Annotated in this window: 26 protein-coding genes and 1 pseudogene; 16 read left to right on the plus strand and 11 right to left on the minus strand. The window is 70.7% G+C overall.

Going from position 1 to position 25,704, the window contains the following annotated elements:
• Nucleotides 1–104: 104 nt before the first annotated feature.
• The 12 genes and pseudogenes from IE118_RS11260 to IE118_RS11315 all read left to right on the plus strand — a co-directional run.
• On the plus strand, nucleotides 105–1,076 hold the full coding sequence (locus IE118_RS11260) for a fumarylacetoacetate hydrolase family protein (protein WP_189557658.1): 972 nt from the start codon (nucleotides 105–107) through the stop codon (nucleotides 1,074–1,076).
• On the plus strand, nucleotides 1,073–1,825 hold the full coding sequence (locus tag IE118_RS11265) for an SDR family NAD(P)-dependent oxidoreductase (RefSeq protein WP_189557659.1): 753 nt from the start codon (nucleotides 1,073–1,075) through the stop codon (nucleotides 1,823–1,825). Before IE118_RS11260 ends, IE118_RS11265 begins: the two co-directional genes overlap by 4 nt.
• A complete protein-coding gene (locus IE118_RS11270; protein WP_189557660.1) occupies nucleotides 1,822–2,619 on the plus strand; it encodes an SDR family NAD(P)-dependent oxidoreductase in 798 nt (265 codons plus the stop codon). Before IE118_RS11265 ends, IE118_RS11270 begins: the two co-directional genes overlap by 4 nt.
• The gene (locus IE118_RS11275) at nucleotides 2,616–3,371 is read left to right on the plus strand and encodes a CoA transferase subunit A (protein WP_189557661.1); all 756 of its coding nucleotides are present in this window, start codon (nucleotides 2,616–2,618) and stop codon (nucleotides 3,369–3,371) included. The genes IE118_RS11270 and IE118_RS11275 overlap by 4 nt, the downstream gene beginning before the upstream one ends.
• Nucleotides 3,368–4,018 (plus strand): CoA transferase subunit B, encoded by a 651-nt coding sequence (locus tag IE118_RS11280; protein ID WP_189557662.1) that lies wholly within the window; start codon nucleotides 3,368–3,370, stop codon nucleotides 4,016–4,018. Before IE118_RS11275 ends, IE118_RS11280 begins: the two co-directional genes overlap by 4 nt.
• 155 nt (nucleotides 4,019–4,173) lie before the next feature.
• Nucleotides 4,174–5,388 carry an FAD-dependent monooxygenase gene (locus tag IE118_RS11285; RefSeq protein ID WP_189557663.1) on the plus strand — a complete coding sequence of 405 codons (1,215 nt, stop codon included), beginning with the start codon at nucleotides 4,174–4,176 and terminating at the stop codon, nucleotides 5,386–5,388.
• A gap of 23 nt (nucleotides 5,389–5,411) precedes the next feature.
• Nucleotides 5,412–6,452 (plus strand): cupin domain-containing protein, encoded by a 1,041-nt coding sequence (locus tag IE118_RS11290; RefSeq protein ID WP_189557664.1) that lies wholly within the window; start codon nucleotides 5,412–5,414, stop codon nucleotides 6,450–6,452.
• A gap of 32 nt (nucleotides 6,453–6,484) precedes the next feature.
• Nucleotides 6,485–7,351, plus strand: coding sequence for a fumarylacetoacetate hydrolase family protein (locus IE118_RS11295; RefSeq protein ID WP_189557665.1), 867 nt, complete (start codon nucleotides 6,485–6,487; stop codon nucleotides 7,349–7,351).
• 96 nt (nucleotides 7,352–7,447) lie between these two features.
• On the plus strand, nucleotides 7,448–7,897 hold the full coding sequence (locus IE118_RS11300) for a MarR family winged helix-turn-helix transcriptional regulator (RefSeq protein WP_189557666.1): 450 nt from the start codon (nucleotides 7,448–7,450) through the stop codon (nucleotides 7,895–7,897).
• Between the two features lie 47 nt (nucleotides 7,898–7,944).
• Nucleotides 7,945–8,760, plus strand: coding sequence for an IclR family transcriptional regulator (locus IE118_RS11305; RefSeq protein ID WP_229846770.1), 816 nt, complete (start codon nucleotides 7,945–7,947; stop codon nucleotides 8,758–8,760).
• A gap of 249 nt (nucleotides 8,761–9,009) precedes the next feature.
• Nucleotides 9,010–10,320 carry an MFS transporter gene (locus IE118_RS11310; RefSeq protein WP_229846771.1) on the plus strand — a complete coding sequence of 437 codons (1,311 nt, stop codon included), beginning with the start codon at nucleotides 9,010–9,012 and terminating at the stop codon, nucleotides 10,318–10,320.
• A gap of 890 nt (nucleotides 10,321–11,210) precedes the next feature.
• Nucleotides 11,211–11,476, plus strand: a pseudogene (locus IE118_RS11315) (TnsB C-terminal domain-containing protein); the annotation flags it as partial.
• Nucleotides 11,477–12,005: 529 nt separating this feature from the next.
• Here IE118_RS11315 and IE118_RS11320 read toward each other — a convergent pair.
• From IE118_RS11320 to IE118_RS11365, 11 genes are all read right to left on the minus strand, one after another.
• Nucleotides 12,006–12,209, minus strand: a complete 204-nt coding sequence (locus IE118_RS11320) for a cold-shock protein (RefSeq protein WP_030212004.1) — start codon at nucleotides 12,207–12,209, stop codon at nucleotides 12,006–12,008.
• Between the two features lie 244 nt (nucleotides 12,210–12,453).
• A complete protein-coding gene (locus tag IE118_RS11325) occupies nucleotides 12,454–12,792 on the minus strand; it encodes a MerR family transcriptional regulator (RefSeq protein ID WP_189557667.1) in 339 nt (112 codons plus the stop codon).
• 1,517 nt (nucleotides 12,793–14,309) lie between these two features.
• Nucleotides 14,310–14,618, minus strand: a complete 309-nt coding sequence (locus tag IE118_RS11330; RefSeq protein WP_189557668.1) for an SCO5918 family protein — start codon at nucleotides 14,616–14,618, stop codon at nucleotides 14,310–14,312.
• Between the two features lie 29 nt (nucleotides 14,619–14,647).
• The gene (locus IE118_RS11335) at nucleotides 14,648–15,052 is read right to left on the minus strand and encodes a CBS domain-containing protein (RefSeq protein WP_189557669.1); all 405 of its coding nucleotides are present in this window, start codon (nucleotides 15,050–15,052) and stop codon (nucleotides 14,648–14,650) included.
• Nucleotides 15,053–15,098: 46 nt separating this feature from the next.
• A complete protein-coding gene (locus IE118_RS11340; RefSeq protein WP_189557670.1) occupies nucleotides 15,099–16,592 on the minus strand; it encodes a DEAD/DEAH box helicase in 1,494 nt (497 codons plus the stop codon).
• A 345-nt stretch (nucleotides 16,593–16,937) separates the two neighbouring features.
• Nucleotides 16,938–17,141: a cold-shock protein gene (locus IE118_RS11345; RefSeq protein ID WP_037626374.1), complete on the minus strand. Its 204-nt coding sequence runs from the start codon at nucleotides 17,139–17,141 to the stop codon at nucleotides 16,938–16,940.
• 303 nt (nucleotides 17,142–17,444) lie between these two features.
• Nucleotides 17,445–17,678, minus strand: a complete 234-nt coding sequence (locus tag IE118_RS34720) for a hypothetical protein (protein ID WP_373298306.1) — start codon at nucleotides 17,676–17,678, stop codon at nucleotides 17,445–17,447.
• 136 nt (nucleotides 17,679–17,814) lie between these two features.
• Nucleotides 17,815–17,943: a hypothetical protein gene (locus IE118_RS34450; protein WP_268248933.1), complete on the minus strand. Its 129-nt coding sequence runs from the start codon at nucleotides 17,941–17,943 to the stop codon at nucleotides 17,815–17,817.
• A gap of 461 nt (nucleotides 17,944–18,404) precedes the next feature.
• Nucleotides 18,405–18,626: a hypothetical protein gene (locus IE118_RS11355; RefSeq protein WP_189557671.1), complete on the minus strand. Its 222-nt coding sequence runs from the start codon at nucleotides 18,624–18,626 to the stop codon at nucleotides 18,405–18,407.
• Nucleotides 18,627–19,162: 536 nt separating this feature from the next.
• Nucleotides 19,163–19,318, minus strand: a complete 156-nt coding sequence (locus IE118_RS11360) for a hypothetical protein (protein WP_093436216.1) — start codon at nucleotides 19,316–19,318, stop codon at nucleotides 19,163–19,165.
• A gap of 804 nt (nucleotides 19,319–20,122) precedes the next feature.
• A complete protein-coding gene (locus tag IE118_RS11365) occupies nucleotides 20,123–21,097 on the minus strand; it encodes a helix-turn-helix transcriptional regulator (RefSeq protein ID WP_189557672.1) in 975 nt (324 codons plus the stop codon).
• A gap of 135 nt (nucleotides 21,098–21,232) precedes the next feature.
• Between IE118_RS11365 and IE118_RS11370 the strand changes: the two genes are divergently transcribed.
• The 4 genes from IE118_RS11370 to IE118_RS11385 all read left to right on the plus strand — a co-directional run bounded on the left by IE118_RS11370 (nucleotide 21,233) and on the right by IE118_RS11385 (nucleotide 25,699).
• Complete coding sequence (locus tag IE118_RS11370) at nucleotides 21,233–21,628, plus strand: RidA family protein (protein WP_189557673.1); 396 nt, start codon at nucleotides 21,233–21,235, stop codon at nucleotides 21,626–21,628.
• A gap of 246 nt (nucleotides 21,629–21,874) precedes the next feature.
• Nucleotides 21,875–23,611, plus strand: a complete 1,737-nt coding sequence (locus IE118_RS11375) for a VanW family protein (RefSeq protein ID WP_189557674.1) — start codon at nucleotides 21,875–21,877, stop codon at nucleotides 23,609–23,611.
• 115 nt (nucleotides 23,612–23,726) lie between these two features.
• Nucleotides 23,727–24,539 carry a DeoR/GlpR family DNA-binding transcription regulator gene (locus tag IE118_RS11380; protein WP_189557675.1) on the plus strand — a complete coding sequence of 271 codons (813 nt, stop codon included), beginning with the start codon at nucleotides 23,727–23,729 and terminating at the stop codon, nucleotides 24,537–24,539.
• 263 nt (nucleotides 24,540–24,802) lie between these two features.
• Complete coding sequence (locus tag IE118_RS11385; RefSeq protein ID WP_189557676.1) at nucleotides 24,803–25,699, plus strand: SDR family oxidoreductase; 897 nt, start codon at nucleotides 24,803–24,805, stop codon at nucleotides 25,697–25,699.
• Nucleotides 25,700–25,704: the final 5 nt, after the last annotated feature.

The raw sequence follows: 25,704 nt of genomic DNA on the forward strand, positions 1-25,704 counted from the left end.
CCGTCGCGGGCCGGCGGCGCGGCCGACTACCGGGGCCGCCTCACCGTGGGCCACCACCTCATGCGCATCCCACTCTCCTGATCACACTCCGCTGGAGCCGCACCATGCGTTTCGCCGCATACGAACACCGACACCACCACCGGGTGGCCGTCGTGGAAGAGGACGGCACCCTCTTCCCCCTGCCGGGCGTCACCTCGCTCACCGCACTGATCCAGCGGACCGACGGGCTCCCCGGGTTGCTCGCCGCCGGCGCCGCGGCCCTGGACGTCCCCCCGGGCCCGCATGTCTCCCAGGTCCGGTTGCTGCCTCCGCTGCAGCCCGCGTCCGTACGGGACTTCGTGACCTTCGAGGAGCACGTGGAAGGGGTGCGCCGGTCCGTGGAGGGCACCGGCGGCGTCCCCGAGCAGTGGTACGCGGCCCCGACCTTCTACTTCACCAATCCGCACGCGATCTACGGCCCCGGGGACGGCATCCCCGTACCCCCCGGTTCGGCCGTGCTCGACTTCGAACTCGAAGTGGGCGCCGTGGTCGGTCGGGAGGGCCGCGACCTCACCGCCGAACAGGCCCGCGACCACATCGTCGGCTACACCGTCTTCAACGACTGGTCCGCGCGGGACCTCCAGGGCGCGGAGATGAGGGTGGGCCTCGGCCCGTGCAAGGGCAAGGACACCGCCACCACCCTCGGCCCGTACCTGGTCACCGCGGACGAGCTGGAGCCGTACCGGGACCGCGAAGGATTCCTGCGCCTGGCCCTGACCGCCGAGGTCAACGGCGAGAAGCTCGGCGAGGACCTGCTGTCCAACATGAGCTGGACGTTCGAGGAGATGACCGCCTACGCCTCCCGCGGCACCCGCGTCGTCCCCGGTGACGTCCTCGGCTCGGGCACCTGCGGCAACGGCGGCTGCCTCGCCGAACTCTGGGGCCTGCGCGGCGAGCAGACCCCACCCCCGCTGAAGCCCGGCGACACCGTCACCCTCACCGTCGAGGGCATCGGCACCCTCACCAACACCGTCGTCCCCGGCGTCGAGCCCGTCCCGCTGCCCGTCGGCCGGCGCCGCTCCCGGGAGCGGCCGTGAGCGACCTGCACCCCAAGAGGCTGCTCGGCAAGGTCGTCGTCGTCACCGGCGCCGCACGCGGACAGGGCGCCGCCGAGGCCGAGGCCCTCACCCGCGAGGGGGCCCGGGTCATCGCCACCGACGCCGTCGAAGCGCCGGGCTGCCGGCGCCTGGACGTCACCCGCGAGCAGGACTGGGCCGCACTCGCCGCCGAGCTGCGCGAGGCGTACGGGCAGGTGCACGGCCTCGTCAACAACGCCGGCATCACCTGGCGAGCCCGCGTCGGCGACGTACGCCCCGAGGACATGACCCGCGTCCACGCGGTCAACGTCACCGGCCCGCTGCTCGGCATCCAGCACCTTGCCCCGCTCATGCCGCCCGGTTCCTCGGTCGTCAACGTCGGCTCCTCGGCGGCCCTCACCGCGCACTACCCGGTCGCCTACACGACCAGCAAGTGGGCGCTGCGCGGCCTGTCGAAGACCGCCGCCCTGGAGCTGGGCCCGCGCGGCATCCGCGTCAACACGATCCACCCCGGCTACATCGAGACGGAGATGACCGCCTCCGCCGCGCCCGCCTTCCGCGAGGCCAACATCAAGGAGACTCCGCTGGGCCGCACCGGCTCCGTCGGCGAGGTGGCGCCGCTGGTCGTGTTCCTGCTGTCCGACGACGCGTCGTTCATCAGCGGCGCGGAGATCCCGGTGGACGGCGGCATGACCGCGCACGGCGGCGTCAAGTCCGTCTCCGACGCCCTGCGGGAGGGAGCGCGGTGAAGCGGCTGGAAGGCAAGGTGGCGCTGATCTCCGGGACCGCGCGCGGCCAGGGCCGGGCCGCCGCGCTGCGGTTCGCCGCCGAGGGCGCCCTCGTGGTCGGCAGTGACCTGCTGCACGAGGAAGCCGTCGAGACCCAGCGCCTCATCGCCCGCGAGGGCGGCACCGCCCTCACCCCCGGCCCGCTCGACGTCACCGACGAGCAGTCCGTCCGTGCCTGGGTGGACGAGGCGGTGGACGCGTTCGGCGGCGTCGACATCGTGTATGCCAACGCGGGCGCCGTGCGGTTCGGCCCGATCGACAGCCAGCCGTACAAGGACTTCGCGTTCACCATGCGGGCCGAGCTGGACTCGGTGTGGCTGACCGTGCGGGCGGCCTGGCCGCACCTGGTGCGCAGCCGCGGCTGCGTCCTGACCGTCGGCTCGACCGCGGGACTCACCGGTTCCCTCACCAACCACCGGACGGCCCATTCGGCGTCGAAGGGCGCCGTCATCGCGCTCACCCGCCAACTCGCCGCCGAGGGAGCACCGCACGGCGTCCGGGTGAACTGCGTGAGCCCCGGGATGATCGACACCGAGGGCTCGCGCGACAACCTGCTCGCCGACGACCACCCGATGAGCGACATCTCCGGCCACATCCCCCTCGGGCGGCTGGGCCACCCCGACGACGTCGTCAACGCGGCCGTCTTCCTGGCCTCCGACGAGGCCGCCTACATCACCGGCGCCAACCTGGTCGTGGACGGCGGCTGGTCCACCGTCCTGCCCGGCGCCCCGAACCGAAAGGCAGTCCGCACGTGAACAAGGTCCGCGCCGACGCCGCCGAAGCGGTCGCCGACATCCCCGACGGCGCTTCGCTCGCCGTCGGCGGCTTCGGCCTCAGCGGCGTCCCCGAAGTCCTGGTCCGCGCCCTGTACGAACGGGGCACGAACGGCCTGAAAGTCGTCTCGAACAACTGCGGCGTCGACGGCCGGGGACTCGGCATCCTGCTCTCCGCGGGCCGTATCGCCCGAGTGACCGGCTCCTACGTCGGTGAGAACAAGGAGTTCGCCCGCCAGTACCTCGGCGGCGAACTGGAAGTGGAACTGACCCCGCAGGGCACCCTCGCCGAGCGGCTGCGCGCCGGCGGCGCGGGCATCCCCGCCTTCTACACCCCGGCCGGCGTCGGCACCCAGGTCGCGAACGGCGGGCTGCCGTGGCGCTACGCGCCCGACGGCACCGTGGCCGTCGCCTCCCCGCCCAAGGAGACACGCGACTTCGCCGGCCGCCCGTACGTCCTGGAACACGGCATCACCACCGACTTCGCCCTCGTCCGGGCCTGGCGCGGCGACCACCACGGCAATCTCGTCTTCCGCCGGGCCGCCGCCAACTTCAACCCCCTCGCCGCCATGGCCGGCCGCGTCACCGTCGCCGAGGTCGAGGAACTCGTCGAACCGGGCGCGCTCCGACCCGATGAGGTCCACGTGCCCGGGATCTACGTTCAGCGGGTCGTGGCGCTCACCGCGGGCCAGGCCGCCGACAAGCCCATAGAGAAGAGGACCGTACGTCCATGAGCTGGACCCGCGAGCAGATGGCCGCCCGCGCCGCCGCCGAACTCACCGACGGCTCCTACGTCAACCTGGGCATCGGCCTGCCCACCCTGATCCCCGGACACCTCCCACGCGGCGTCCACGTCGTCCTGCACTCCGAGAACGGCATCCTCGGCACCGGCCCCTACCCCACCGAGGACGAAGTCGACCCCGACCTGATCAACGCCGGCAAGGAAACGGTCACCGTCCTGCCGGGCGCCTCCTTCTTCGACTCCGCGCTCTCCTTCGGCATGATCCGCGGCGGTCACATCGACACCGCCGTCCTCGGCGCCATGCAGGTCTCCGCCCGCGGCGACCTCGCCAACTGGATGATCCCCGGCAAGATGGTCAAGGGCATGGGCGGTGCCATGGACCTCGTCCACGGCGCACGCCGCGTCATCGTCCTCATGGAACACACCGCCAAGGACGGCACCCCCAAGATCGTCGACGAGTGCGCCCTCCCCCTCACCGGCGAGCAGTGCGTCCACCGGATCATCACCGACCTCGGCGTTCTCGATGTCACCCCCCAGGGCCTCGCCCTGGTCGAAACCGCACCCGGCGTCACCGTCGAGGACATCACCGCCCGCACCGGCACCGCCCTGAAGGTGGACAGTGTCTCCGCCGCGTGCTGACCGGCGGTCGGAAGAGTTTCTCCACGATCCATTGACACGGGGGAAACACTCTCGGAATATATTCCGTACACCAATGATTGGTGTACAGACCATCGGAGGCCGGGTCTGACCGCCTCCGCTCCCGATGTCCTCCCGAGCTGACTTTTGGAGGCCAGATGCCCGTCCTCACCTCTCCACTCCACATCGCCGTAGTCGGAGGCGGTATCGGCGGACTGGCCGCCGCGCTGGCGACTGCCCGCGCCGGCCATCGCGTGACGCTCGTGGAGCGGGCCGCCCGCTTCGGCGAGATCGGGGCCGGCCTGCAGCTCGCCCCGAACGCCTCCCTAGCCCTCGACGAACTCGGCGTACTGCCGGCCGTCCGGGCATCCGCGGTAGCCCCGCCCCGGCTGGTCATGATGGATGCCCTGACCGGTGACGAGGTCACCTCCCTCGATCTGCGCAGCTCGGCCTACACCGACCGTTTCGCGCACCCGTACCTGGTCACCCACCGCACCGACCTGCACGCCGCACTGCTGACCGCCTGTCAGGAGCACCCGGCCGTCACGCTGCGCACGGGACACACCGTCGCCGAGGCAGACCAGGACGGATCCGGGGTACACCTGCACTTCGCGGAGGGCCACGCCCCGCTGACGGCCGACGCGGTCGTCGCCGCGGACGGACTGCACTCCCGGCTGCGCCAGGTACTGGTCGGTGACGGGGAACCGGTCTGCTCGCGCTACGTCGCCTTCCGCGGCGCCCTGCCCACCGGGAAGATGACCGGCCGGATGTCCCAGCACGCCGCCTCGGAAGCGGTGATGGTGTGGGCCGGGCCGCGCATGCACCTGGTGCAGTACCCCGTACGTCGCGGCGAGCTGTACAACCAGGTCGCCGTGTTCGAGAGCGACCACTACACGCCGGATTCCGACGACTGGGGCACCGAGGCCGAGCTGGAGGAGCGCTTCGCCGGCGCCTGCCGGGCCGTGCGCGACGCGCTGCCGCTCGTCTCCCGCGACCGGCGCTGGCCGCTGTACGACCGTGCCCCGATCAGCACCTGGGTGCACGGGCGGATCGCGCTGCTCGGAGACGCCGCCCACCCCATGCTCCAGTACCTCGCGCAGGGCGCCTGCCAGGCACTGGAGGACGCCGTGGCGCTCGGCCAGGCTCTCGGCCGGAGCGCGGACCCCGCCGAAGCCTTCGCCGCATACGCGGACCGGCGTCGGGAACGGGCGACTCTCATCCAGATCAACGCCCGCCGCTTCGGCGAGATCTGCCACCTCGAAGGCATGGGAGCCACCCTGCGCAACATGCTCCTCTCGTCGCGCGGCCCCGAGGCGTTCGACGACATCTCCTGGGTGTGGACCCCCACCCCCGCACCTGCTCCCGCCCTGTGATCCGGCTCGCGTAGGAGGACACTATGACAACCGACGAACTCGCCTACAAGGCCCTGGAGGGCCTGGGAGCCGCCCCGCTGTGGCGCTTCTACGGCAACCTGTTCCCCGCCCAGCCCAAGAGCCGCGCCGTCCCCTACCGCTGGGACTGGCGTGAACTCCGCCCGCATCTGCTGCACTTCTCCAAGACTCTGTCTCTGGAGGAGGCCGAACGACGGGTCCTCATGCTCGTCAACCCCGGCCTGACCGACCCCCCGGCCACGGTCAACACCCTCTACGCGGGCCTCCAGATCATCCTGCCCGGCGAGACCGCACAGGCACACCGGCACACCTCCAATGCCTTCCGCTTCATCCTGGAAGGCGACGGTGCCTGGACCACCGTCAACGGCGAGCGGGTCTTCATGGCCCCCGGCGACCTCCTGCTCACTCCCGGCTGGCACTGGCACGACCACACCCACCGAGGTGACGCGCCGATGATCTGGCTCGACGCCCTCGACTACCCCCTGGTCAACGCCCTGGAAGCCGGCTTCTACGAGCAGTACCCGCAGCGGCTCCAGGCCGTGACCAAGCCCGACGACGCCGGCAGCCGCCAGTTCCTGCACGGCCGGCTCACGCCCGCCTGGCTCACCCAGGAGGGCCCCAACTCCCCCGTCACCCGGTACACCTGGCAGGAGACGGAGCGCGCTCTGGACGCCGTCGCCGACACGGCCGACGGCAGCGACGTCGACGGTGTCGTCCTGGAGTACACCAACCCCTGGACCGGGGGACCGGTCATGCCCACCATCGGCTGCCGCGTCCAGCGGCTGCGCCCCGGCTTCGAGGGAGCCGGCCGCCGCCACACGGCCTCGACCATCTTCAACGTCGTCCGCGGCGAGGGTGCCACGATCGTCGACGGCGAGCGGCTGGAGTGGTCCGAGCACGACACCTTCGCCGTCCCCGGCTGGGCCTCCTACCGGCACGTCAACACCTCGGCCTCCGCGGACGCCGTCCTCTTCTCCTACAGCGACGAGCCGGTCATGCGCTCCCTCGGCCTCTACCGCACCGAAGACGCCGACCCCGGCGCCTGACCCTCCCACCCGACACCCACAAGGAGGCCAGCATGCGTCTGGCACTGTTCAACAAGGGACGCCTCGGACTCGTCGTCGGTGACGACCTCGTCGACGTGACCGACCAGGTCGCCGGAGCCGACACCGCCGGCCCCGTCGGTGCGCTCCAGCGGTACGTCGAGGCGGTCGCCGACGGGGAGACGGCCCGTTTCGAAGCAGCCGGCCGGCCCCGCATCCCCCTGGCCGAAGCGGTCCTGGAGGCCCCGCTCCCCCGCCCCGGGAAGATCATCGGCGCGCCGGTCAACTACCTCGACCACAAGGCCGAGATGGAGTACACCACCTCGGTGGCCGACCTCGGTGTGTTCCTCAAGGCGAACTCCTCCGTCATCGGCCCGGGCCAGGACATCCTCCTCCCCTACTCCGACAAGCGCACCGACCAGGAAGGCGAACTGGGCGTCGTCATCGGCCGCACTGCCTCGCACGTGAGCACGGACGAAGCCCTGGACCACGTCTTCGGCTACACCTGCGTCCTGGACATCACCGTCCGCTCCGGCGAGGACCGCTCCACCCGCAAGTCTTTCGACACGTTCACCCCGCTCGGCCCCTGGATCGTGACCGCCGACGAGATCCCGGACCCGGACGCCCTCGACCTGCGCTGCGACGTCGGCGGCACCACCCGGCAGCGCACCAACACGACGGACCTCATCTTCGGCGTCCGCGAACTGATCGCCTACACCTCCTCCGTCATGACCCTGCACCCGGGCGACGTGATCGCGACCGGCACCCCGGCCGGAGTGGGACCGCTCAGCCACGGAGACCGCGTGGTCCTGGACATCGAGAAGGTCGGTCGCCTGGAGGTCGGTGTCGACGGCTCCCGTGCCACCCCCTACGACCAGCGCCCCGGCCACCGCGGCCGCTGACCGCCGCTCGCCGCCAGGTGGTGCCGGCACTCGTAGACTCCCCCCACCGGCCGGCACCCGGCCGGCACCACCCCGGCGACAGACGGACGGAAGACTGTGGCGCACGCACTGGAACTGCACAACTACGTCGGACACCTGATCCGACGCGCGGAACAGGTGCACACCGCCCTGTGGTACCGGCACGTGTCCAGGGAGATCACCTCCCAGCAGTTCGCCGTCCTCAACGCCCTCAGCCGTGACCCCGGCATCGACCAACGCACCCTGGCGCGCTTCACCTCACTGGACCGTTCGACGGTCAACCACATCGTCCGCCGGCTTACCGAGCAGCACTACGTCAGTCAGGTACGCGACGAGGAGGACCGTCGGCGGACCTTGCTGAGTCTCACCGATCAGGGAGCCGAACTGCTCGACTCCCTGATCGGTCCGGCCGAGGCCGTCAACGAGCAACTGCTCGAGGCGCTTCCCGGTGACGAACGCAAGCTGGCCGTCGACGTCCTTCGCAAGATCGCGTCGCTGGACGCCGAGGCACTCAGCGACGGCCAGTGAGCTCGGTGAAGCGCGGGACGTCCAGGTAGCGAGGAAGGACTCACGCCTTGACCCGTCACACCCTGCGCAGCGCGCCTTCCTCCCCTTCCCCGCAGGAATCCGGTTCCCCGCCCGCCACCGCAACAGGGCCCGTCATCGGCCGGGCTCTGCGCATCCTCGGTGCCTTCAGCGCACAACGTCCTCACCTGTCCCTGAGCGAGCTGGCCCGGCGATCAGGTCTGCCCGTGTCCACCGTGCACCGCATGCTGGGTGACCTGCTCGTGTGGGGCGCTCTGGAACGCGACGCGCAAGGCCGCTACCGCATCGGGCTGCGGCTGTGGGAGGTCGCATCCTTGGCTCCGCGCAGTCAAGGGCTGCGCGAGCGCGCACTGCCCTACCTGGAAGACCTCTCCTCCCTCGTCCGTGAGAACGTCCAGCTCGCCGTCCGTGACGCAAGCGAGGTGGTCTTCATCGAACGCATCGCGCCGAGCTGTGCCGTGCCCACGCTGACACGAGTGGGAGGACGGCTGGGCATCACCACGACAGCGGCTGGACTGGTGCTGCTCGCTCACGCACCGGCAGCCGTTCAGGAGGAAGCTCTCGCGCGGACGATACCCCGGCACACCCCGTTCACGCTCACCGACAGCGGCCGGCTCAGGGCGGTCCTCGCCCAGGCACGCACGTGCGGCTACGCGGTCAGCGACCGGCAACTGTCCACCGACACCCTCTCCGTCGCCGCGCCCGTCACCACCGACGACGGCGAGGTGACCGCAGCCGTCTCCGCGGTGGTCCGGCACGGGTCCACGTCCGTCGGAGCGCTCGCCGATCTGGTCCGCTCATGCGGCCGCGCCATTTCGCGAGCTCTTGACACACCCGACCTCTGAAGGACATCGGCCCGCCACACTTGTTTCCCGGCATCCGGGAAACCACCTGGCCGCGCGAGAGCGCCGCTCGCACCATGACTGCTCCCACTGCCGAACCCGAGGCTGCCGCCCACGGCGCGCCGACGAGCCGGTTCGGCCATCCCGCAGTCGACAACGGAGTGCTGCCATGGAGAAGTGCCCCCACCGCCCCACCGCCCCGCAGGCCGTCCGGTGACCGCCCGCCTCACGCAGGCCCTGGACGACGGGCCCATGAGCCGCTTCCAGTGGGGTGCGATCGCCATCTGCGTGCTGCTCAACACCCTTGACGGCTTCGACGTGCTGGTCATGTCCTTCACCGGGAAGACGATCTCCGGCGAGTGGCACCTCGATGCCGGTACCCTCGGGCTGCTGCTGAGCAGCGGGCTGGCGGGCATGGCGTTGGGCGCCCTGCTCATCGCTCCCCAGGCCGACCGGATCGGCCGGCGCCCCGTCATCCTGGCCGGCCTGGCCCTCGCAGCCGCGGGCATGCTGCTGTCCTCGGTCAGTCAGAATTGGCAGCAGTTGGGGGCGCTGCGCCTGCTCACAGGCGTCGGCATCGGCGCCGTTCTCGCCTGCAGCAACGTCATCGCCGGTGAGTTCGCCTCCCGCCGCTGGCGCGGTCTGGCCGTCAGCCTCAACTCCACCGGGTACGCCGTGGGAGCGACAATCGGCGGCGTCTCTTCGGTCGCCCTCATCGACCGCTACGGCTGGCGCTCGGTGTTCCTGGCCGGCGGACTCGCCACCCTGGCCGTCATTCCCCTTGCCTTCCGTCTCCTGCCGGAATCGCTCGACTTCCTCCTCAGCAGGAGACCCGCCAATGCCCTGAGCCGTGTCAACGAGCTGGCCCGCCGCATGGGGCAGCCACACCTGTCCACGCTCCCGGACAAGGAACCGACGACGCTCACCTCCGCAGGCGGGTTCCGCCGCCTTCTGGCGCCGGATCTCCGCCGCCCCACCCTGGTGCTGTGGGGTGCCTTCTTCCTCGTCATGGCCGCCTTCTACTTCGTCACAAGCTGGACGCCGACTCTCCTCGTGGAGGCCGGGATGTCCGCGACACAGAGCCTGACCGGCGGAACGCTGCTCAACCTGGGCGGTGTCTTCGGCACCGCACTCCTGGGCGCACTGGCCGCGCGGTACGCGCTCGGCAGCGTCCTGCGTACCTACCTCTTCGTGTCGGCAGCACTCGTCGTGGCCTTCGCGTCGTCCACCGACACACTCGTCCTGGCCTTCTGCATCGGCGCCGCCATCGGAGTCGCGGTCAACGGCTGCATCGCCGGCCTCTACGCCTTGACGCCGAGCGTCTACCCGGCACCGCTGCGGGCGACAGGTGTGGGAGCGGCGATCAGTGTCGGCCGCGTGGGTGCCATCATCGCACCCACCACGGCGGGCTGGCTGCTGGACGCGGGCTGGACACCGCTGGCCTTGTACGTCACGACGGGTGCGGTGTTCTGCGCGGCCGGCTTGCTCCTTCTGGCCACGCGAAGGAAACAGCCGACAGTGAAGGCGGCGCATGACACCAGGCCAACACCGTCGTCTGCTTAAGCTGCCCGACCGCCCGCCTCGCAACAAGACGGGCCCCAAGCAGCCGTGGCTTCGCCACGGGCCGGGATCGCCAGTTCAGCTGCCATGGCCAGCTAGTCGATCCTGTCTCCCGCACTCACGCAACCCGGTCGCACTCGGAGGGGCACGCACCCTCACACGGACGGACGAGCGCGTGCGATCGCAAATCAGGCACCCGGGAAAGTCACGTCCATACGGACTGCACGGGCCGCCGACCGCATCGTGTGCGCCAGCGCGTTCGATCTCACAGGGAAGCCGCACCGGAGTGCTCCGATGCGGCTTCGCCGTCTCACGATCCGCGCAGAGATCCCGTCAAGACGGACCTCGGTGGGGCCTCGCCGTATCACCCTCGTGTCACACCGCAATCACCAACTGGGCAGACCGTCTTGGACCAAGAGGCTCTGACCTGCAATTTCATGCCCGCAGTGGACTGCCGTAGACGCCCCTGGACGGTCTCTACAACCTGTGCCATGTGGTACCCAGTGAGGGACCCAGGATCAGAACCGGAGCGTCTTCTGGCCCGTCAAAGCGGTATTGCAGGGTGTTGGGTGGTGTCTCGCTCACGCCCCAGACCCTCTCACGTCTCACGAAATCTCACACAGCCCGGGGAAGCCGGCGGCCCGATGCACCCGAGGCTCGGCCCGTCGGGCACTGCCGACGGCCTCGTCGATCGAGTCTGAGCCTCTCAGCGTGTACGCGCGCCCCTGACGCAGCGTGGCCTGCTAGGTGTGCTGGGTGCTTGAACAGGTGAGGGCCTTCTGGGTTCGGTGTGGATTGCGACATCTACGCCCGACCGCCAGGAGGCCCTCGTGTCCCACCGTAATGCCCCGCTGACGCCGACCGGCAGGCCGCGTCTGGCCCGGTGTGTCGTGGCCGACACCTGCGCCGGCTTCCCGACCCGAGCCGTGGCCTGGTTCGCGCCCGCGGCATCACCGTCGAATGCGTGCTGACCGACAACGCCTGGGCCTACACCAAGAACACCTGGCGCCGGACCTGTCACGACCTGGACATCAGCCCCCGCTGGACACGGCCCTGGCGGCCGCAGACCAACGGCAGGGTCGAACGCTTCCACCGCACCCTGCTGGAAGAGTGGGCCTACGCCCGCCCCTACCACTCGGAGCAGGAACGACGCGACGCCTTCCCCTCCCCTGCGTGTCCGCCTTGCGATCCGTCGGTCAGCCCGCCTCCACGGCGCTCTCCACGCGCTGAGGCGGCGTGACCGTAATCGACTTCAGCGGCATCACGGGACACTGCTTCTCGTTCTCCCTCGGGCGACTGGGCGTCACTGGCAGCAATGCGGTAATGCGGTAATGCGGTAATGCAAAAAGACCTCACTCCGAAGGCATGCGTGGGAGGTCGGTCCAAAACCCCAGAGCCACGTCGCCGGCCCCGGCCGACTCTCCACCGCGCGAACTCCGGTCCCGTTGACCCCTCCCGCCGATCGGGCCTGCCGAAGCCGAGTGAAACGGCCGGCAACTGAGGTCAGGAAGTTCGGCCGAGGTCACACCCGTCTCAACAGATCAGGGGCCGCGCAGCGATGACTGCGCGGCCCCTGATCCTGTGCACGCCCCGCACGAGAGCAGGCGCTTCGCCCGGTGGGCGGCAAAGCCCACCGGGCGGCGCTCACCGGACGCAGTGTGCGTGATCCCTCGGGCGGGTCTGTGAGGTCAGGCCGGGGTGATGTTCTCGGCCTGCGGACCCTTCTGGCCCTGGGTGACGTCGAACGTCACGGCTTGGCCCTCCTGGAGCTCCCGGAAGCCGGTGGAGTTGATCGCGGAGTAGTGCGCGAAGACATCCGGACCGCCGCCGTCCTGGGCGATGAAGCCGAAGCCCTTCTCCGCGTTGAACCACTTCACAGTTCCCGTTGCCATGTCTGATGCCTTCCAGTCGATGAACGCCTACCACTCCGTGTGGCAGACGGAGGTGATCGCCCTGGCCCCTGCGGCACAGCACAGCAAAAACGCCCACACCGGAGGCGTGGACAAGGGGGAGTTCCGAACCACGACAGCTGACGCAGACGCTACACGCCTACACGCCGCGTCACCACAGGAAACGATCACACCGCACGGCAGACCATGCGTGCGGTCCCCTCCGACGCGGACGGGCACGCCTATCTCACGCTGCTGCGGTCGGGTCCGCCGATTCGGTGGCGCGGCGGTATTCGGCGTTGAGGCGCTGGGCTTCCTCCAGCTGGTCTTCGAGAATGATGATGCGGCAGGCGGCCTCGATGGGGGTGCCGTGGTCGACGAGTTCCCGGGCACGGGCGGCGATGCGCAGCTGGTAGCGGGAGTAGCGGCGGTGTCCGCCCGCGGAGCGCAGCGGGGTGATGAGGCGGGCTTCGCCGATGGCGCGCAGGAAGCCCTGTGTGGTGCCGAGCATCTCGGCGGCCCGGCCCATGGTGTAGGCGGGGTAGTCGTCGTCATCGAGACGGCCGAACGTGTCGTCTGCTGTCATTGCACCTCCCTCTGGGACACCTCGAGGGGCCCTGGCGCCGTACTGGCGCCAAGGCCCCGAAGGAATTCCTACACCATCTGCCGGCCCTGATACTGCACCGGCCCTGTGTTTCCGCAGACCCGACCGAGATGCTGTCGGGGGCGCGGGGATCGCGGTTGCTTGACCGGAGACCACCTCACTATCGATGTCCTTCGGTACCCGGGTCCAAGACTTCCGCCCGGGCGATCCTGATGGCGCTCGGCTCCTCCGTTCTTCCCTCTTGATCAACTACTCACTAATGGGAACTGCGTACTACTTGTACTGCGAACTGCTGGTGGCCTCGAACAGCGCCACTCTCCGGCAGCCAGTCCCGTCGCCCGTCCTGCGTCTGCTCTGGCTTAGAACCCCACTGCCGAACCTCCCGGTGCGCGCGCCCGCAGCCGGCGCCTTCACCGAGGTACTGCTCACTGACTTCGCTGCTGGGTACTGCGAACCTTCACTTACTGACACTGCGGTGCTGCTCGTGGCGGCCCCTGACCACTGCGGGCCACCCGGTCCGGTCGTCAGTCCCGTCGCCGTCCTCGACCACTCTGGCTTCGGAACTCCACCACCGCACCGTCACGCCAACTGCAACTGCGTACTACTGCCCGGCAGTTCATCTCTGCCGGGCCTCTCTTGATCTCGGCTACGACAGAAACCTTAACCACATCGCCGGCCAATGTCTACTCCAGCGAGTACAGATTTCCGCGCGCTGGAAGATGCGGTACTCCGCCTCGACCAGTCTGCCTCGACCGGTCCCCATGGATGGTTCAAGCAGCCGCGAGGCTCTGGCCGGCGCTCACAGTGACCCACCACCGCGTGGCATGTCGGGTTGGGCGTGACGTCGCCGCCTGCGCCGCGGCTGCCGCCGGCGGCACCGGCCGACACTGCGTCCAGTGAGGACACCACCGACCGGCCCGGACGTTTCCAGCCGTGACGCCAGCCGGCATCTGCCGCGCATGCGCACCCCTGACCTGAATGGCGGTACCGGGGCTTCGGCTGGCCCATGGTCACCGGCCTCGCCCACGCCACGGCGCCCACCCGCCGGGCCACCGGCAGCAACATCGTGAGCGTCTTCCTTGCTCGGTAGCGTCACCGCTCAAGCAGCCGGATGGCCGGCGGCTATGGTCCGCCTCATACCGCAGCCCGACGAGTTGCTGGGGACGTTCCGCCCTGGTGGAGTCCGGCCGGAGCCACCAGAAGTCCCTGGCCGCGGCCACCGGTGGCGCTGCCGTCACCGGTCGGCCGACTGCCGAAGCGCTGTGGAGGCAGAGGGTGTCGGCTGTGCTGGGGGATTGCGCTCACCTGGGCGAGTTCGCCCGCCGTCTTCGGCGCCCCCCGTGAAGGAGGACGGGCCGCCCACGCGTCTGCAGCTCTATGTCGCCCGGATCCTGCAGGGCAACGGTGACGGGAACCCGCCGCACGCGGTGTGGGCCCGACCGGCGCACCGGTCGGGCCCACACTGCAGATCAGGTGTCGGCTCGTGTCTGGTTACCGGGTCAGACCGCGAGAGGGGTGCCGAGCATCGCGGAGGCGTGCTGCATCGGGCTGAGAATGCCCAGGGGCGCCGCCTCGGGGACGGCGCGGCAGGTGAAGCCGAGCTGAGCCATGGCCCGCAGGACTTCCGCGACGCTGAAGTCACGGCGGTCCTGGCGGGTGATGACCTGGCCGACCTGCTTGACGGGGTAGCGGCGGCGGCCGATGATCACCGATTCGCCGGTGACCGGTTCGGGCTTGATGCCCTTCATCGATTCCAGCACGCCGCTCTTGGTGAGCTCGAAGGGGAAGCGGGCGATGACGCAGCGCATGTGGCCTCACAGGGAGAAGGAAAGAACGGTCAGCGGGAGAGGGCGAGGATGCCCAGGGCGCTGCCTTGCTCGTCGACCACCGGCAGGACACCGAGCCGACGGGTGCGCATCGCGTGCTCGGCTTCGGCCATCGTGGTCACGGGTGAGGCGAACGAGCCGTGGTCGCCGAGGATGTCGCGCAGGCGGACACGGTCCGTGTAGTCGGAGCTGTCTCGGACGGCGGCGAGTTCGGTCCGGGTGACCAGGCCGGTGCACTGGCCGTCCTGGTCACAGATGACGAGTCGGACCGTGCGGGCGGCGGCCATGACGGCCAGCGCCACCTCGACGCTCATGTCGTCACAGACCTGCGGTCCGGCCGCCTCCATGACCTCCACCGCCGGCCTGTGCACGGAGTCGGCGTCCGCCGGGCGGAGCTGTGTCTGAACCAGCGTCACAAGGTGCCTCCTGCAGAGATGGGTACGCTTCCTGATCACGAGAGTTCTAGGCCGCCGCGCCGAAGCCGGGCCGGCGTACGGGGGCGCGCCTCGTCGCCGAGGCGGGGCGGCGTCGGCCTCGGGAGGTGGCGCTGCGCTTGGGGCGTTCAACCACCGGTGCGGTGATGACGACCGGGATGCCGGACGGGGCCTGGGCGCCGGTGATCCGGCTCAGGGCCTCGTCGCCCGAGCGGATCTGGGTGGTCTGCGGCCGGATTCCGGCGTCCGACATCAGACGGACCATGCCTCGGCGCTGGTTCGGCGTGACCAGGGTGACGACGCTGCCGGACTCGCCGGCGCGGGCGGTACGGCCGCCGCGGTGGAGGTAGTCCTTGTGGTCGGTCGGCGGATCGACGTTGACGACCAGGTCGAGGTTGTCGACGTGGATGCCGCGCGCCGCGACATTGGTCGCCACCAGCACGGTGACGTGCCCCGTCTTGAACTGCCCCAGCGTGCGGGTGCGCTGCGGCTGCGACTTGCCACCGTGCAGCGCGGCGGCCCGTACCCCGCTGTTGAGCAGGTCCTGGGTCAGCCGGTCGACGGCGTGCTTGGTGTCCAGGAACATGATCACGCGGCCGTCGCGGGCGGCGATCTGGGTCGTGGCGGCGTGCTTGTCGGCGCCGTGGACGTGCAGGACGTGGTGCTCCATCGTCGTGACCGCACCGGCCGACGGGTCGACCGAATGCACGACGGGGTCGGTCAGATAGCGGCGCACCAACAGGTCGACGTTGCGGTCCAGGGTGGCGGAGAACAGCATCCGCTGCCCCTCCGGGCGCACCTGGTCGAGCAGCGCGGTGACCTGGGGCATGAAGCCCATGTCGGCCATCTGGTCGGCCTCGTCCAGCACCGTGATGCCCACGTGGTTCAGCCGACAGTCGCCGCGGTCGATCAGGTCCTTGAGCCGCCCCGGGGTCGCGACGACGACCTCGGCTCCGCCGCGCAGCGCGCCGGCCTGCCGGCCGATCGACATACCGCCCACCACGGTGGCCAGCCGCAGCCGCACGGAGCGGGCGTACGGGGTCAGCGCGTCGGTCACCTGCTGCGCCAGCTCACGCGTGGGTACGAGGATCAGCCCTAGGGGCTGACGGGGCTCGGCACGCTGTCCGGCGGTGCGGGCGAGCAGGGCGAGGCCGAAGGCCAGGGTCTTGCCGGAGCCGGTGCGGCCGCGGCCGAGCACGTCACGGCCCGCCAGGGAGTTCGGCAGCGTCGCGCCCTGGATCGGGAACGGCACGGTCACCCCCTGCCTGCCGAGTTCGGCCAGCAGCTGCTCGGGCATGTCGAGGTCGGCGAAGCCCTCGACGGCGGGCAGTGCGGGGGTGATCGTCCTGGGCAGCGCGAACTCGCCCTGCACGGCGGCGGGCCGGCGGCCGTAACCGCCGGAGCGGACGGGGGCGCCGGTACGCCGCGGTGCCTGCGAGCCGTAGCCGCTGGCGCCCCTTCCGGCGTCGGTACGGCCGTCACGGGTGCGGGCGGGGCGGTCGTTCGTGTACGTGCGGTTCATGCGGAACCTTCCTCGATGTGGCACATATCAAGGAATTCCCGCCGCGATGAACGGCATGGAGAATTACAAGTATGGACCGGTGGCAAAAGAATGCAGATCTGGCCGGCGAAAACGTCCGTGGGCACAGGTGCTGAAATGGGTGACGCGATGGGCACCTTGCGATCCGGGGGGCCGGCTGCGGTGCAGCGCTTCAGGATGCGCCTGCGTCCTGAGGGAGGAACCGCTTACGGTGGTACAGCGGATTCCTCCGGGTCGTCCCGCGGGTGAAACCGCTGCGGGATACGCGTGCAGCTGGGGCCCGCACCCCGAAGGATGCGGGCCCCAGCTGCAGTCTGTGCGTGAGCGTCAGGCCGGAACGATGTTCTCGGCCGTCGGGCCCTTCTGGCCCTGCGCGATGTCGAAGGTCACCTTCTGGCCCTCGAGCAGCTCACGGAAGCCCTGCGCGGCAATGTTCGAGTAGTGGGCGAACACGTCGGCGCCGCCACCCTCCTGCTCGATGAAGCCGAAGCCCTTTTCCGCGTTGAACCACTTCACGGTACCAGCAGCCATGTCATATCTCCTTTGGGGCAGTGCATCGGCATCCGCACCACGCGGACGCCGTGTCGCCGCGATGATTACCCCGCCCGGAAATGACCGGAAATACATAAGCGCTCCGACCGGCAGAAGCCTGGTGGGGGCACTTGAAGCTTTGGGAACCACAACTGCAACCGAGAACGACAGTAGCACGCCGGAACGACCCTTGTGCGTTGGATAATTCCACGCTGCTCCTCGCGGCAAAAAAATCCCGCCGCACGCCCCCCCCAAAATCTGATACCTCGGGAACAGATATTGATTCACCCGGAGTTCAACGTCTCAGGAAGAGTTGCCGACCGACACGCAGCGCGACGGCTGGGGAAAAGCCGCTGCCGCCCAGGAGACTGTGGGACGACCGTGCCGCAGCGGCTGCCGTTCCCAGTCCCGGATGAGCGAGCCCACCTCTTCAGTGCGGGTGAGGCGCCTGGTCATGAGGGTGATGGCCGCCCGGGTGATCAGGCTCTCGGAGTGCTTGATGAAGCGTTCGTACTCCCGCGTATGCCTACGGGACATCTTCGTCTACTACTCCGACCGAGTGGCCAGGCAGTCCGACGGTGCGACATGTGCTGGTGACCGTCGGCTGATGCGCCCGCACCACATGAGACAACCGGGCCGACAGGTCAGGGACCTTCTTCCAGCTCCCAGGAGGTCAGCCGGTCGGCGACTTGACGGCGCATCCCTGCGACGAGGCCGGGTCGGCGGCCAGCTCCCAGGTGTCAGTGGCATCTTCGGGAAGTCGGCGCACCCGGGTCACCAGAAGTGCCAGATCGTCGTCCAAGGGCTTCCGCAGACGCTTTGCCAGAATGCGGCCACCGGTTTTCGTGACGCCGGCGAGATGCCCCAAACGCGGAAGCCGGGTGGAAACGCGGTGGTCGGGAACGGCGCGGGTCAGGCGGGCAGGGCCTGTTCGACGGTGGGATGGCAGCCGATGACCTTGTCCAGGCCGACGATCTCAAGGAGCCGTAGCACCGATTCCTGGGCGCCGGCGATACTCAGCCATCCCGGTTCTCACGGGACAGGTGAGGCAGAGTGCCGGGTACGCGAAGGCCGTGTGCAGGCGGAACGAGGGTGGACCCGGCAGAACCAGTCCCCGAGGGTGAGCCACCCAGGAGCTGCACCACAACAACTACAACTGCGTAGCGAGCCAGGCGGTCGTCGTCAGCGCCGACTGGGCGCGGAAGGACCGCTTCCTCGCCACCTGCGAGTCGCGCCGGCCGACGCACCCACCCGCTCCCCGCACTACCCCGGCAGCGGAACGACCTGGGCGCCCACGCCCTCGACACGTACGGCGACGACGCCGAACGGCTCGGAGCAGGCCGCGTGCTGATCACAGGTCTCGCCCCGGCGGAACCCGGACCAGCTCTGACCACGGAGCACCTCGCCCCCCGTCCTCGCCGTGTTGAGACTCCCCCCGGTGACCCGCGCCAGTTCCTCGCCGAGGCGGTTCCGCTTCACGAACAAGGAGCCGAACTCCGCTACGGCACCATTGCGTTGAACGCCTGGACCGGCGTCGGCCATCTCACCGCAACCGCCTCCTGGGGTCTTTTCCGGGGGCACACCCCCGACGCGTGCAGAGCGGCACCGGCGTCGTACACAACACGCTCCTCCTGGACGAACCCGAGCGCACCATATCCGGAGCCCTTTCCACCCTGCGCCCCCGCACGGGGTTCAGCTTGACCGGCTGGGCCCTCTGGGCACCGATGCAGCACGCCCGTCGCTTCCTGTATCAAAGCGGCAGCATCCGCCTCACCCCGCAGCCAGGCTCTGCGCTCGACGACCGAGGACAGGGTCCGGCTCAGGGCAGACTCATCGCCAGTGAGGCAGGGCGCGATCGGCGCATGGCTCCGCCCACGGCGTTCCCAACTGTCTCTCTGGCCGGCCTCTCACCTCGTCCCGGCCTCGAGTGGTCCAGAAGCTCCTCACGGTGTGGACTTTCCGACGCTGAGGGAGTCATGGACACGTCGCTCGTCGCAGAGAGTTGGTGAGGCGCCCTGACTTCAGAAGAAGTGCTTGCGTCCACCGACCGCGCGACCGGTCGCACCCAGGATCCACAGGATGGCGCCAACCAGAATGAGGATGCCACCGATCGTCGTCAGCAGACCCATCCCGACAAGCATGCCGATGATCAGCAGAATAAGCCCAAGAATGATCATTTTGAACCCTATCGTCAATTCCGACTCAGGCGCGTGTGCGTATGAGCTTCACAAGGGCCTGAGTCGTCCCTCGGTGGGTAGATCCCGACCAGCTCCGAACGCCAGGACCTCGGTGCAATAGCCCTTGTGCCCGGCGACACGGTGTTCACGCCCTCCTGGGAAACTTCGTTCAGTACGCCATCTCAGCGACCGTCCTTTGCTCCGGAAGGTCATTCCACCCGGACGGTTGGACGTTGGTGACGGAGACACCAGGCAGCAGCGCCTACAGACAGGTCCTCAGCTCCAAGGGCTTCTTCACCCTCGCCAGCCGGCCCTGGGTGACGGGACTGTGGCCGCAGCCGGTTCGGTGGCTCGCTTCGAGTCTGCCTCTGCGAGTGACACCGCCAGCCCTTGTGCGCAGGAACTCGTCTTCATCGGCCCCAGGTGGACGCGGAGGCCCAGTCGGTGGTCGCAGCCACGGCGGAGCTTCAATGGTCCCTGACACGAAACTTTTCTGGCGCCAGCCCCGCCCTGCCTCCCGCGGGGTTCCGTCGTCCCCACAAGCAACGCAGGAACCTGACTGAGCGAGGAGCCGAACGTGTCTAGTGCGCCGGCGCGTTCGACCTCACGGCGAAGCCGCACCGGAGTGCTCCGGTGCGGCTTCGCCGTCTCACGGATCGCGCAGAGATCCCGCCCGGACGGACCTCGGTAGGGTCTCGCCGTATCACCCGCCTATCACACAGCCATCACCACCTGGTCAGACCCTCACTCGCGGGACCTCCATCGCGTGTCCACGCGTCGCCTCCCGGTGCGTGCGGGCTCCCGTCAGGCCGGTGCGCCGTAGCGGGCGGCGACCCGGGTCGCCCGCTCGTGCAGGGAGGCGCGCAGCCACTGCGGGGCCAGGACCTCCATGTGCGGGGCGTGTTCCCACAGGGCCCATTCGGCGTGCCGGGCGTCCTGGAACACGACGTGCATCCGCAGCCGGCCGTCCGCGTCGGTCTCCTCGGCGCGGACGGCCAGGGCGGTGGCGACCAGCGGCTCGCGGCGCCCGGGGTCCAGTCGCACCACCACGGTGGTGCCGTCGCCGCCGGTGCGGAACCGCGTGCCGCGGTCGCGCCAGGCCCGGTCCAGGTCGACCGTGTCCGGCCGCCGCGCGGGTTCGCCGGTCTCCTCGGCCGCCAGGATCCGGCTCAGCCGGTAGGTGCGGTCCTCGGTGCCCCGCTTGGCCAGCAGGTAGCCCTGGTCCCGGACGGTGACCAGGCCGATCGGGTCCACGGTGCGCCACGAGGGGGGCCGGTTCGCGGCCGCGTAGCGGATGCGCAGCCGGTGGCCGGCGAACACCGCGCGCCGGACCTCGGCGGCGAGGGAGTCGGGGACCTCCTCGGGGGCCACGCGGCGCGCGAGGAGATCGGTCTCCGGGTCGACGAGCAGGCGCTGGGCCGCGCCGGCGGCGGTGTCCCGCAGGCCCTCGGGCAGGGTGTCGACCACTTTCAGCACGGCCGAGGCGAGCGCCGACCCGAGTCCGAACAGCTGCGCGCCGCGCCGTGATCCGGCGACCAGCAGGGCGAGCGCCTCGTCGTGGTTCAGGCCGGTGAGGGTCGTCCGGAACTCCGGCAGCAGCGCGAACCCGCCGTGCCGGCCGCGCTCCGCGTAGACCGGGACGCCCGCCGCGGACAGTGCCTCCATGTCGCGCAGCACCGTCCGGGTGGACACCTCCAGCTCACGGGCGAGTGCCGGCGCGGTCATCCGGCCCCGCTGACGCAGCAGGAGGACCAGGGCAACCAGGCGGTCGGCACGCATGGGGAAACCCTAGCGACATACATGACGGGGGATGTCATGTTTCGCCGCCAGGCTCTCCCTCACGACGTCGGAGCGCGGCAGCCGCCGCGGCCGGCGTACGGAGATGTCCGCGTGGTGAAGGGAGCAGGTCCGGTGATGGAGCGCACAGCGGTCAACCCGGTGTCGTGGTCGGTGGAGATGGGGTTCAACCAGGGCGAGGTCGTCTCCGGCCACACCCGCACCCTGTACCTCTCGGGTCAGACGGCGATGAGCGAGGACGGCAGGCCCGAGCACGACGGCGACATGGCGGCGCAGCTGGCGCTGAGCGCCGACAACGTCGAGGCGGTGCTCGCCGGGGCGGGCATGTCGCTGGCGAACCTGGTCCGGCTGAACGTCTACACGACCGACGTCGACCTCCTCCTGCGGCACTACGGCGTGCTGGCGGGCCGTCTGGGCGCGGCCGGCGTCGCCCCGGCCACCACCATGCTCGGCGTGACGCGGCTGGCGGTCCCCGGCCAGATGGTCGAGCTGGAGGGCACCGCCGTCGGGTGAGGGGGGCACACCGCCGGGTGAGGAGGGAGCCGGCGTGCGGCGGAGGGCCGGTTCCGTGTCCGAACTCACTCCGGCGCGGGCCCGCGCCTCGTCAGGGCCCCCATGACGTGGGGGCCCTTGATCCATAAGGCCCGATGTGGCCGGGGATACGACCTTTGGCATGCGGTGGTGCATTAGCCTGGGCGACTGTTCCCGCACACCGTGTCGTGACCCGGGTGCCCGTCGCACGCATCGTTCAGGAGACCCATGCGCCCCCGGATACCCGCCGTCCCCCGCATCGCGTCCCTCCCGCCCGCCGCCCTGGCGGGCGGGGCACTGGCCGTCGGTGTCGGGGGGCTGTACCTCACCGGGCTGCTGCTCACCGGCGGTGAGATCGAGGCGGGGACCACGGTGCGGGGCGTGGACATCGGAGGGCTGAGCCGCGAGGAAGCCACCGCGAAGCTGGAGCGGCACCTGGCGGCGGCCGGCTCGCGGGACATGGCCGTGCGGGTCGGCGAGCGCCGGGGCACGGTCGATCCGCGGCAGGCGGGGTACGCCTTCGACATCCCGGAGACCGTGGACCGGGCGACGACCACCGGCGCCGATCCGGTCGGTGTGATCGGCGGGCTGTTCCGCTCGGGCGGTGACATCGAGCCGGTGGTGCGGGTCGACGAGGACAAGGCGCGCACCACCCTGCGGAAGCTGGCGGGGACGCTCGGCACCGAGGTCCGCGACGGTGCCGTCTCCTTCTCCGGCGGCCGCGTCGAACAGGTCGCCCCGCGCACCGGGTACGCGCTGGACGTGGACGCATCCGTCGACGCCCTGCGCGGCCCCTTCCTGCGCGGCGCGGCGGACTCGGTCACGGCGCTGCCCGCCCGCGAGAGGGCGCCGAAGGTCACGGCCGAGGAGGTGCGGCGTGCGGTGCGCGGGTTCGCGGACCCGGCGATGTCGGCACCGGTCACGCTCACCGCGGGCGGCAAGCGGTTCACGCTCTCCCCGGCCGTACTGGGCGAGTACCTGACCATGCGGCCCGACAAGGCCGGCAGGCTCGCTCCGGAACTCGACAGCAAGGGCCTGCGGGCCGCCCCCGCGGTGGCCGCCGCCCTGGACGGCCTGCCCTCCACGCCCCGCAACGCCGAGCTGACCGCCCGGGGCGACCGGGTCGTCGTGGCCGCCGACGCGCGGGCCGGGATGGAGGTCACCGACAAGGCGCTGGGCAAGGCCGTACTGCCCCTGCTCACCGAGTCGGGCACCGCCCGCACCGGGGAGATCGCCGTCCGGGAGACCCAGCCGGAGGTCACCCGCGAGAACGCGGCGCGTCTGGGACTGACCGAGAAGATGTCCTCGTTCACCGTCGCGTACGAACCGGCCGCCTACCGCACGACGAACGTCGGCCGGGCCGTGGACCTCATCGACGGCTCCGTCGTCATGCCCGGTGAGACCTGGAGCTTCAACGAGACCGTCGGCGAGCGCACGGAGGCCAACGGGTTCGTCGACGGCATCATGATCTACGACGACCAGTACAAGAAGGCCCCCGGCGGCGGTGTCTCCGCCGTGGCCACGACCGTCTTCAACGCGATGTTCTTCGCCGGGGTCAAGCCGGTCGAGTACGGCGCCCACTCCTTCTACATCGAGCGCTACCCGGAGGGCCGGGAGGCGACCGTCGCCTGGGGCAGCCTCGACCTGAGGTTCACCAACGATTCCGGCAAGGCCCTCTACATCGAGGCCGAGTCCACCGAGACCTCGGTGACCGTCACCTTCCTCGGCACGAAGAAGTACGACGAGGTCACCTCGGTCAAGGGGCCGCGCACCGAGGTGACCCAGCCGGCGCGGAAGGTGAGCAGCGCCGAGGAGTGCGTGCCGCAGACCCCGCTCGAGGGGTTCGACGTCACCGTGGAGCGGGTCTTCCGCGACGGCGGCCGGGAAGTGGGACGCGAGCCGTTCCGCACCCGCTACACCCCGCGTGACGAGGTCGTCTGCGAGGAACCGCCGGGCGCGAGCTGAGCCCGGGGCGCCGCCCCGCTCACCGGACCGCCGCCCCGCCGCCCCCGGCGGCGCGCGCCGTCACGTCCCTTACCGTGTCGGGAGCGCCGCGCCGAGGTCCGAGGGAGTCCGACACATGTCCAAGCACGAGCGGTGGAGCACCCTGCTGGAACTGCTGGCCGGCGCGGGCAGGATCGACGTCGACGACGCGGCCGCCGCCCTCGCGGTCTCCCCCGCGACGGTCCGCCGCGACCTCGACGAACTGGCCGGACAGCAGATGCTCGTCCGCACCCGGGGCGGAGCCGTCGCGCACGGCGTCTCCTACGAACTGCCCCTGCGCTACAAGTCCTCCCGCCACGCCTCGGAGAAGCAGCGCATCGCGACGGCCGTCGCCGGGATGCTCGCCGACGGCGACGTGGTGGGCCTCAACGGCGGAACGACGACGACCGAGGTGGCGCGGGCGCTGGCGCTGCGGGCGGGCGGCACCTGCGACGGACGGGGGCGGCGGGACGCGGCCGAGTCCTCGGCGCCCGTGTTCACGGTGGTCACCAACGCCCTCAACATCGCGAGTGAGCTGGCGGTGCGTCCGCGGGTGAAGCTCGTGGTCACCGGCGGGGTGGCCCGCCCCCAGACGTACGAACTGGTCGGCCCGCTCACCGCGGGCGTGCTCGACCAGGTCGTGCTCGACGTCGCCGTCCTCGGCGTCGACGGTGTCGATCCGCGGCTGGGGCTGATGACCCACCACGAGGACGAGGCCGGCGTCAGCAGGCTGCTCGCCGAGCGGGCACGCCGGGTCATCGTGGTCACCGACGCGTCGAAGATGGGGCGGCGCGCCTTCGCGCGGATCTGCGGGCTGGACCGCGTCGACGTCCTGGTGACCGACACCGGGCTGCCGTCCGCGACGACGGCGCGGCTCACCGAGGCGGGGATCGAGGTCCACACCGTCTGACGGGGCCCGCCGCCGTGACCGGGCGGCGGGGACCACCCGGCCGCCGGGCCCCGGCGTGCCTCCGGCCGGGTCACCCGGACGGCCCCGTGCTCCTCGCACCGCACGCCGTTCGCGGTGGTCCGCCCCCGCGCCGGGATGCCGGGCCGGCAGCGGTGCGACGGCCGCCGCCGGCGCCCGGGGGGGCGGGCAGCCGCTGACATGCCCCTGGGCCGGGCCGCGTCTAGCGTGGGCCGGGCAGGCGCCACCGCGGAAAGGAACCGCCCATGCCGGTCGCCCGTAGTCCCTTGCACGGCCGCGTCGCCGTGGTGACCGGAGCCGCACGCGGCCTCGGCGCGGCCATGGCCCGCGTCCTGGTCGAACGGGGCGCGCACGTGGCGCTGCTGGGCCGCGAGGAGCGGACCCTGGCGGCGGTCAGGGACTCGCTGCCGGCGGGACGCTCCGTGTGCTGGGAGGTCGACGTCACCGACGACCGGGGCATGAGCCGGGCCGCCTCCGGCATCCGCGAGCGGCTCGGACCGGCCTCGGTGGTGGTCGCCAACGCCGGACTGGCGGAGGGCGGCCCCTTCGCCGAGTCGGACCCCGCCGTCTGGCGGCGCGTGGTGGAGGTGAACCTCATCGGCAGCGCGGTCACCGCGCGGACGTTCCTGCCCGGCCTGTTCGACACCCGGGGCTACTTCCTCCAGGTGGCGTCGCTGGCCTCGATCGGTGCGGCGCCGATGATGAGCGCCTACTGCGCGTCGAAGGCGGGGGTCGAGTCGTTCGCCCACGCGCTGCAGGCGGAGGTCGCCCACCGGCACGTGGGGGTGGGCATCGCCTACATCAACTGGACGGACACCGACATGGTGCGCGACGCCGACCGGCACCCCGTGCTGCGGGAACTGCGCGGGCACATGCCGCCGCCCGCGCGGAAGATGTACCCCGCCGCGTATGTGGCGGACCGGCTGGTCCACGCCGTCGAACGACGCCGTCCGGCCGTCTACGTGCCCGGGTGGCTGCGCGCCACCCAGTTCGTGCGGGGCGCGATGCCGGCGGTCGTCACGTCGCTGTCGCGGCGCGAGCTGCCGCGGCTCGCCGCCGAGGAGCCGTTCTCGGCGACCGGGCTGCTGGGCGCGGGCGGCCGGGCCGACCAGGAGGCCGGCACCGACGCGTCCCGCGGCTGAACGGC

Origin of the sequence: Streptomyces pilosus, from assembly GCF_014649835.1 — a bacterium.
GTDB classification, from domain to species: domain Bacteria; phylum Actinomycetota; class Actinomycetes; order Streptomycetales; family Streptomycetaceae; genus Streptomyces; species Streptomyces pilosus.

Bases quoted from the DNA above. Each gene is read 5' to 3' on its own strand.
- IE118_RS11260 (WP_189557658.1), top strand. From the start codon at position 105: ATGCGTTTCGCCGCATACGAACACCGACACCACCACCGGGTGGCCGTC.
- IE118_RS11280 (WP_189557662.1), top strand. From the start codon at position 3,368: ATGAGCTGGACCCGCGAGCAGATGGCCGCCCGCGCCGCCGCCGAACTC.
- IE118_RS11285 (WP_189557663.1), top strand. From the start codon at position 4,174: ATGCCCGTCCTCACCTCTCCACTCCACATCGCCGTAGTCGGAGGCGGT.
- IE118_RS11290 (WP_189557664.1), top strand. From the start codon at position 5,412: ATGACAACCGACGAACTCGCCTACAAGGCCCTGGAGGGCCTGGGAGCC.
- IE118_RS11295 (WP_189557665.1), top strand. From the start codon at position 6,485: ATGCGTCTGGCACTGTTCAACAAGGGACGCCTCGGACTCGTCGTCGGT.
- IE118_RS11310 (WP_229846771.1), top strand. From the start codon at position 9,010: ATGAGCCGCTTCCAGTGGGGTGCGATCGCCATCTGCGTGCTGCTCAAC.
- IE118_RS11320 (WP_030212004.1), bottom strand. From the start codon at position 12,209: ATGGCAACGGGAACTGTGAAGTGGTTCAACGCGGAGAAGGGCTTCGGC.
- IE118_RS11325 (WP_189557667.1), bottom strand. From the start codon at position 12,792: ATGACAGCAGACGACACGTTCGGCCGTCTCGATGACGACGACTACCCC.
- IE118_RS11330 (WP_189557668.1), bottom strand. From the start codon at position 14,618: ATGCGCTGCGTCATCGCCCGCTTCCCCTTCGAGCTCACCAAGAGCGGC.
- IE118_RS11340 (WP_189557670.1), bottom strand. From the start codon at position 16,592: ATGAACCGCACGTACACGAACGACCGCCCCGCCCGCACCCGTGACGGC.
- IE118_RS11345 (WP_037626374.1), bottom strand. From the start codon at position 17,141: ATGGCTGCTGGTACCGTGAAGTGGTTCAACGCGGAAAAGGGCTTCGGC.
- IE118_RS34720 (WP_373298306.1), bottom strand. From the start codon at position 17,678: ATGTCCCGTAGGCATACGCGGGAGTACGAACGCTTCATCAAGCACTCC.
- IE118_RS11360 (WP_093436216.1), bottom strand. From the start codon at position 19,318: ATGATCATTCTTGGGCTTATTCTGCTGATCATCGGCATGCTTGTCGGG.
- IE118_RS11365 (WP_189557672.1), bottom strand. From the start codon at position 21,097: ATGCGTGCCGACCGCCTGGTTGCCCTGGTCCTCCTGCTGCGTCAGCGG.
- IE118_RS11370 (WP_189557673.1), top strand. From the start codon at position 21,233: ATGGAGCGCACAGCGGTCAACCCGGTGTCGTGGTCGGTGGAGATGGGG.
- IE118_RS11375 (WP_189557674.1), top strand. From the start codon at position 21,875: ATGCGCCCCCGGATACCCGCCGTCCCCCGCATCGCGTCCCTCCCGCCC.
- IE118_RS11380 (WP_189557675.1), top strand. From the start codon at position 23,727: ATGTCCAAGCACGAGCGGTGGAGCACCCTGCTGGAACTGCTGGCCGGC.
- IE118_RS11385 (WP_189557676.1), top strand. From the start codon at position 24,803: ATGCCGGTCGCCCGTAGTCCCTTGCACGGCCGCGTCGCCGTGGTGACC.